7 protein-coding genes and 1 pseudogene are annotated in these 5,466 nt (G+C 65.6%); 4 read left to right on the top strand and 4 right to left on the bottom strand.

The genetic code is table 11. The features are described 5' to 3' along the window. A pseudogene (locus N7333_RS23860) lies at positions 1-749 on the bottom strand (peptidase M23); the annotation flags it as partial. A gap of 107 nt (positions 750-856) precedes the next feature. After that, positions 857-2,389: a 2,3-bisphosphoglycerate-independent phosphoglycerate mutase gene (gene gpmI, locus N7333_RS23855; RefSeq protein ID WP_129482465.1), complete on the bottom strand. Its 1,533-nt coding sequence runs from the start codon at positions 2,387-2,389 to the stop codon at positions 857-859. A gap of 147 nt (positions 2,390-2,536) precedes the next feature. Between gpmI and N7333_RS23850 the strand changes: the two genes are divergently transcribed. From N7333_RS23850 to secB, 3 genes are read left to right on the top strand one after another with little or no spacing between them, the layout of a single operon-like run. Beyond that, positions 2,537-2,950 carry a rhodanese-like domain-containing protein gene (locus N7333_RS23850; RefSeq protein WP_004373988.1) on the top strand — a complete coding sequence of 138 codons (414 nt, stop codon included), beginning with the start codon at positions 2,537-2,539 and terminating at the stop codon, positions 2,948-2,950. 1 nt (position 2,951) lies between these two features. After that, positions 2,952-3,212: a glutaredoxin 3 gene (gene grxC, locus N7333_RS23845; protein WP_004373986.1), complete on the top strand. Its 261-nt coding sequence runs from the start codon at positions 2,952-2,954 to the stop codon at positions 3,210-3,212. Positions 3,213-3,240: 28 nt separating this feature from the next. Further along, complete coding sequence (secB, locus tag N7333_RS23840) at positions 3,241-3,726, top strand: protein-export chaperone SecB (protein ID WP_004373984.1); 486 nt, start codon at positions 3,241-3,243, stop codon at positions 3,724-3,726. A gap of 99 nt (positions 3,727-3,825) precedes the next feature. On the opposite strand, the gene trmL is transcribed toward secB, so the two are convergent. Further along, positions 3,826-4,290: a tRNA (uridine(34)/cytosine(34)/5-carboxymethylaminomethyluridine(34)-2'-O)-methyltransferase TrmL gene (gene trmL / locus N7333_RS23835; RefSeq protein WP_004373981.1), complete on the bottom strand. Its 465-nt coding sequence runs from the start codon at positions 4,288-4,290 to the stop codon at positions 3,826-3,828. Here trmL and N7333_RS23830 point away from each other — a divergent pair. After that, positions 4,289-4,732 carry a hypothetical protein gene (locus N7333_RS23830; protein ID WP_012020032.1) on the top strand — a complete coding sequence of 148 codons (444 nt, stop codon included), beginning with the start codon at positions 4,289-4,291 and terminating at the stop codon, positions 4,730-4,732. The two genes, trmL and N7333_RS23830, sit on opposite strands and share 2 nt — an antisense overlap. 334 nt (positions 4,733-5,066) lie before the next feature. Here N7333_RS23830 and N7333_RS23825 read toward each other — a convergent pair. Continuing rightward, positions 5,067-5,466 (bottom strand): penicillin acylase family protein (locus N7333_RS23825; protein WP_279859475.1); only part of this gene is annotated, 400 nt, incomplete at its 5' end.

Raw genomic sequence — 5,466 nt, 5'->3', positions numbered from 1 at the left:
GCGCGCTTGCGCGCCTCTTCGGCTTCGCGAGCCTGGCGGGCCAGGGTTTCCTCGATGGTCTTCAGTACGCGACCAAGCTCGGCCTGTTCCTGCTGGCGTGCTTTCAGGCGCTGATCCCGGTTGCTGAACTCGCTGTTGAGCTTGGCCAGAGCCTGCTGGCGCTCCTTGCGCGCCTCGGCGAGCTTGGCGTGGCGTTCGTCGAGACTGGCCTTCTGCACCTGCAGCTGGGTCTGGTGGGTGACGATTTCCTGCTCGACATTGGCCAGTTGGCGCAGGGTTTCGTTGAACGCGGAGAGCTGTTCGAGACGCGCCTGGCTGAGGTAGTCGTAATAGGTGAGGGTGCGCGAGAACTTTTCCGGGTTCTGCTGGTTGAGCAGCAGCTTGACGTACTCCTGGCGCCCGCTCTGATAGGCGGCGCGGGCCTGGATGGCGATCAGACGTTGCTGTTCAGTGCGCGCGCTCTGGAGTTTTTTTTTCTCCTGGTCCAGGCGCTGGATTTCCTGCTCGCTGCTCTTGAGCTCGCGCTGCAATTCCTTGACCTGACCTTCCAGCGTGCCCATCTCGGTTTCGGTCTTCTTCAGCTGCTGCTGCACGCCGGATTTCTCCTGCTGCAGTTTCTCCAGCATCTTCTTCAGTTCGGCCACATCCTGGCGCGCCGCTTCCAGCTGGCGCTGGGTATCGGCGCGCTGATCGGCGAGGGCCGGAGCGATCAGGCTGCTGAGCAGGAGCAGGGCAAGGATGCGAAGCATGGGCGAGGCGACACCGGAGGGCGAATTGAGGCCTAGTATGCCCGCGCCGCCGGGCAAAAAAAACGCCCCGGGCCTCACGGCGCGGGGCGTTTCCTGTTTTCTGCCGATTATTCGAGCTCGACGATGGTCTTGCCGGTCATTTCCGCGGGCTGCGGCAGGCCCATCAGGGTCAGCAGGGTGGGCGCCACGTCGGCCAGCACGCCGCCTTCGCGGATGCGCGCCGGGCGCTCGCCGACATAGATGAACGGCACCGGCTCACAGGTGTGTGCGGTGTGCGCCTGGCCGGTGCATTCGTCTTCCATCTGCTCGACGTTGCCGTGGTCGGCGGTGATCAGCGCCTCGCCGCCCACCTTCTGCAGCGCCTCGGTGATGCGGCCGACGCAGGTATCGAGGGTTTCCACGGCCTTGACCGCCGCCTCGAACACGCCGGTATGGCCGACCATGTCGCCGTTGGCGTAGTTGACGATGATCACGTCGTAACGCTGGTTCTCGATGGCATCGACGATCCTGTCGGTGACTTCCGGCGCGCTCATTTCCGGCTTCAGATCGTAGGTGGCGACGTCCGGCGAGGGGATGAGGATGCGCTCTTCACCCTCGAACGGCTCTTCGCGGCCGCCGGAGAAGAAGAAGGTGACGTGGGCGTATTTCTCGGTCTCGGCGATGCGCAGCTGGGTCTTGCCGTTCTTCGCCAGGTATTCGCCGAGCACGTTGGTCAGCGCTTCCGGGGCGAAGGCGGCGGGCGCCGGGATGCTCGCCGCGTACTGGGTGAGCATGACGAAGCCGACCTGCGGCGCGCGCTTGCGCTCGAACTCCCGGAAGCCGGGCTCGACGAAGGCGCGGGTCAGCTCGCGGGCGCGGTCGGCGCGGAAATTCATGAACACCACGGCGTCGCCGTCTTCCACCTGCACCGGCGCGCCGATGGTGGTGGCCTTGACGAACTCGTCGCTCTCGCCGCGCTCGTAGGCAGCCTGCAGGCCTTCCACGGCGCTGGCGGCGTTGAACTGGCCGGCGCCGTCGACGATCAGGTGGTAGGCCTGCTCGACGCGGTCCCAGCGGTTGTCGCGGTCCATGGCGAAATAACGGCCGGTGAGGCTGGCGATGCGGCCCTTGCCGAGTCGGGCGAAGGCGGCGTCGAGCAGCTCGATGGACGGCTGCGCGCTTTTCGGCGGGGTGTCGCGGCCGTCGAGGAAGGCGTGCAGGTAGATCTTCTCGGCACCGCGTCTGGCGGCCAGCTCGGCCATGGCGACGATGTGATCCTGATGGCTATGGACGCCGCCGTCGGACAGCAGGCCGAGGATGTGCACGGCCTTGCCGGCGGTCACGGCCTTGTCCACGGCCTGGTTGATCGCCGCGTTATCGAAGAACTCGCCGTCGCGGATCGCCTTGGTCACGCGGGTGAAGTCCTGGTACACCACGCGACCGGCGCCGAGGTTCATGTGACCGACTTCGGAGTTGCCCATCTGCCCGTCCGGCAGGCCCACGTCCATGCCGCTGCCGGAGATCAGGCCATGCGGGTAGGTGGCACGCAGGCGGTCGTAGACCGGCGTGCTGGCGGCGTGGATGGCGTTGTATTCGGGTTTGTCGCTGTGACCGAAGCCGTCGAGGATGATCAGAACCAAGGGTTTTGGCGTGGCACTCATTAAGCTGGCTCGCTCTGCGTCTGAGGGGGCAATGAAACAGCCCGGCATTTTAGGGTCAAGCGCCCGGCGCGTCACTGCCGGACGGGGTTTGGCCGACCTGTGGGCCTGTGTATACTGGCCGGCATTTTACCGTCCTGGGTCATATAGATGTTCGCCAACCTGATTGAATTCATCATTAACCACTATGTACTGAGCGGATTGTTCGTCGTGCTGCTGGTGGCGCTGATCGTCACCGAAATGCGGAAGGGCGGTCAGAGCCTGTCCAGCCGCGAGCTGACCGCGCTGGTCAACAGCGAGCAGGGCGTGGTGTTGGATATCCGTGCGCAGAAGGAGTTCTCCGCCGGGCACATCGTCGATTCCCTGCACATTCCCTATGACAAGGTGGCAGCGCGCATCGCCGAGCTGGAAAAGCACAAGGCCAAGACCATCGTCGTCGTCGACGCCATGGGGCAGCATGCCGGCAGCATCGCCCGCGAGCTGAAGAAGGCCGGCTACACCGCCGCCAAGCTGTCCGGTGGCATCGCCACCTGGCGTGGCGACAACCTGCCGCTGGTGAAGTGACATGGCCGACGTGGTCATCTATTCCAGCGACTGGTGCCCCTACTGCATCCGCGCCAAGCAGCTGCTGGCCAGCAAGGGCGTTGACTATCAGGAGATTCGCGTCGACGGCCAGCCGGCCGTGCGCGCGGAGATGACCCGCAAGGCCGGACGCACCTCGGTACCGCAAATCTGGATCGGCAGCACCCATGTGGGCGGTTGCGACGATCTTTACGCCCTGGAGCGCGCCGGCAAGCTCGACGCCCTGCTGCAGAGCCCCGCATGAAACCGCAACGTTAAGGAAGGCAAACGCCATGACCGAGCAAGCCAACAGCGGCGCCGCCGCTGCCGAGTCGCAGAACCCGCAATTCTCCCTGCAGCGCATCTACGTCAAGGACCTGTCCTTCGAGGCGCCGAAGAGCCCGGAAATCTTCCGTCAGGAGTGGACCCCGAGCGTCGGTCTGGACCTCAACACCCGTCAGAAGACCCTGGAAGGCGACTTCCACGAAGTGGTGCTGACCCTGTCGGTGACCGTGAAGAACGGCGAAGAAGTGGCCTTCATCGCCGAAGTGCAGCAGGCCGGCATCTTCCTGATCAAGGGCCTGGACGCTGCCTCCATGAGCCACACCCTCGGTGCCTTCTGCCCGAACATCCTGTTCCCCTACGCCCGTGAGGCGCTGGACAGCCTGGTGACCCGCGGCTCCTTCCCGGCGTTGATGCTGTCGCCGGTGAACTTCGACGCCCTGTACGCTCAGGAGCTGCAGCGCATGCAGCAGGCTGGCGAAGCCGCCGCGCACTAAGCGACGCTCCGCTTGCAAACGCCGCGTTCCTGGCAACAGGTTCGCGGCGTTTTGCTTTTTGCAGGGTGCGCTGCGCGCACCGGTGACGGGGAGCGTGCCTTACTCGGCTTCGGCAAAGCCGTTCTGTCGCCAGGCCTCGTAAACGGTCACGGCCACGGTGTTGGACAGATTCAGGCTGCGGCAACCAGCGCGCATCGGCAGGCGCACGCGCTGCTCGGGTGGCAGGGCGTTGCGTACTTCCTCCGGCAGGCCGCGGCTCTCCGGGCCGAACAGAAAGGCATCGCCCGGCTGGTAGGCGATCTCGTGGAAGGGTTGCGAGCCCTTGGTGGTGAAGGCGAACAGGCGCGGCTGACCGAGGCTGTCCAGGCAGCTCTGCAGATCGGCGTGGCGCTTGAGCGTGGCGTACTCGTGATAGTCCAGGCCGGCGCGGCGCAGGCGCTTGTCGTCCAGTTCGAAACCCAGTGGCTCGATCAGGTGCAGTTGGCAGCCGCTGTTGGCGCACAGCCTGATAATGTTGCCGGTATTGGGTGGAATTTCCGGTTGAAAGAGGATGACGTGGAACATGCAGGGCTCCGAACACAGGGATGACCGCCATTCTACGCCGGTCGAGGATCCTCGGCCGCGACTTCGCTGGCGCTTCGTGGGCTCGGTGATGCTTATCGCCTTTCTCGTCGGCATGATGCTCGGCCGGCTGTTCGACCCGCCGCCACTGCGCATCGAGGATGTCGAGCCCTGGGCCGAGGGGCTGCAGCTGCATTTCAACCGCGAGCCGCAGGCACATGCCGAGCCTGTCGGCGGCGCCCTGGTGTATCGCTACGAGAATGCCTACGGGCGCGAGCGTGAGGGCCAGTTGAACCTGGCGCTGGGGCTGGTCAACTGGCGCGTGCAGCGTGATGGACGGGATCTGCTGCTGGTGCTGGTGTCACCGCGCCCGCTGGCGGGGCAATGGCACGGTGCGCAGGAGGATGGACGCTGGCGTGCCCGACTGGCACTGCGTCCCGAATAAAGAGGGGGATTCCCCGGCCTGCCTGTACCAAGGTCCCCGAAACGGGTGGCGCCGTGCTCGTTGGCGAGCGGCGGCGCGTTGCACATGACGCGCGGTGGCGTCGCATAAAGAAGGGGATTCCCCGGCCTGCCTGTACCAAGGTCCCCAAAACTGGGTTTGCCTTAGCCTATGCAGGGCGTGTGCCAATTTTATTACCGGGTCTGGAAAGCCTGTTTATCGCGGGCTGTAGGGCCCCAGGCGAGGGTCATGGCGCCATTTGCGGCGCCACGGTGCACCAGCTTGCAGCGCGATGCACCGATGGCGCACCACGCTGTGTTCCGGATCGCTGCCCCAGTCAGCGCGGCAGCAGCTTCAGCGTCGCCCGGGCGTGCGCGGCCACGTCCGCTTCGCTGAGGTGTTGCGGCTGGTACTGGCCGGCCACGTGTGCCGCTGCCTGATCCTGGTAATGGGCATCGAACGGCACGCCGCTCTGCCCTACCGGAATGCCGCCCAGCGCCTTGTCGGCGTCGGCCAGATCCACCAGGCGCCGAGTCGAGGGGCCGTATACCACCGGCCAGGGCGCGGGGCCGACCTTGTGCGACAGGTTGTTCGGCGTTTCATGGCCGCCGGGCGCGGCGAACGGACCGACATTGAACAGCCGGTTCAGCGGCTGCTGCTGACCCAGCGGATGTTCGTGCGTCAGGGTGTGGGCACGGCCCCAGGTCCATGCGCGGCTGTCGTCGCCGAGCTGGCCG

The sequence above is a fragment of the Pseudomonas sp. GD04158 genome, assembly GCF_029834875.1.
Lineage (GTDB): Bacteria > Pseudomonadota > Gammaproteobacteria > Pseudomonadales > Pseudomonadaceae > Aquipseudomonas > Aquipseudomonas hydrolytica.
This window is presented reverse-complemented; position numbering and strand designations above follow the sequence as displayed.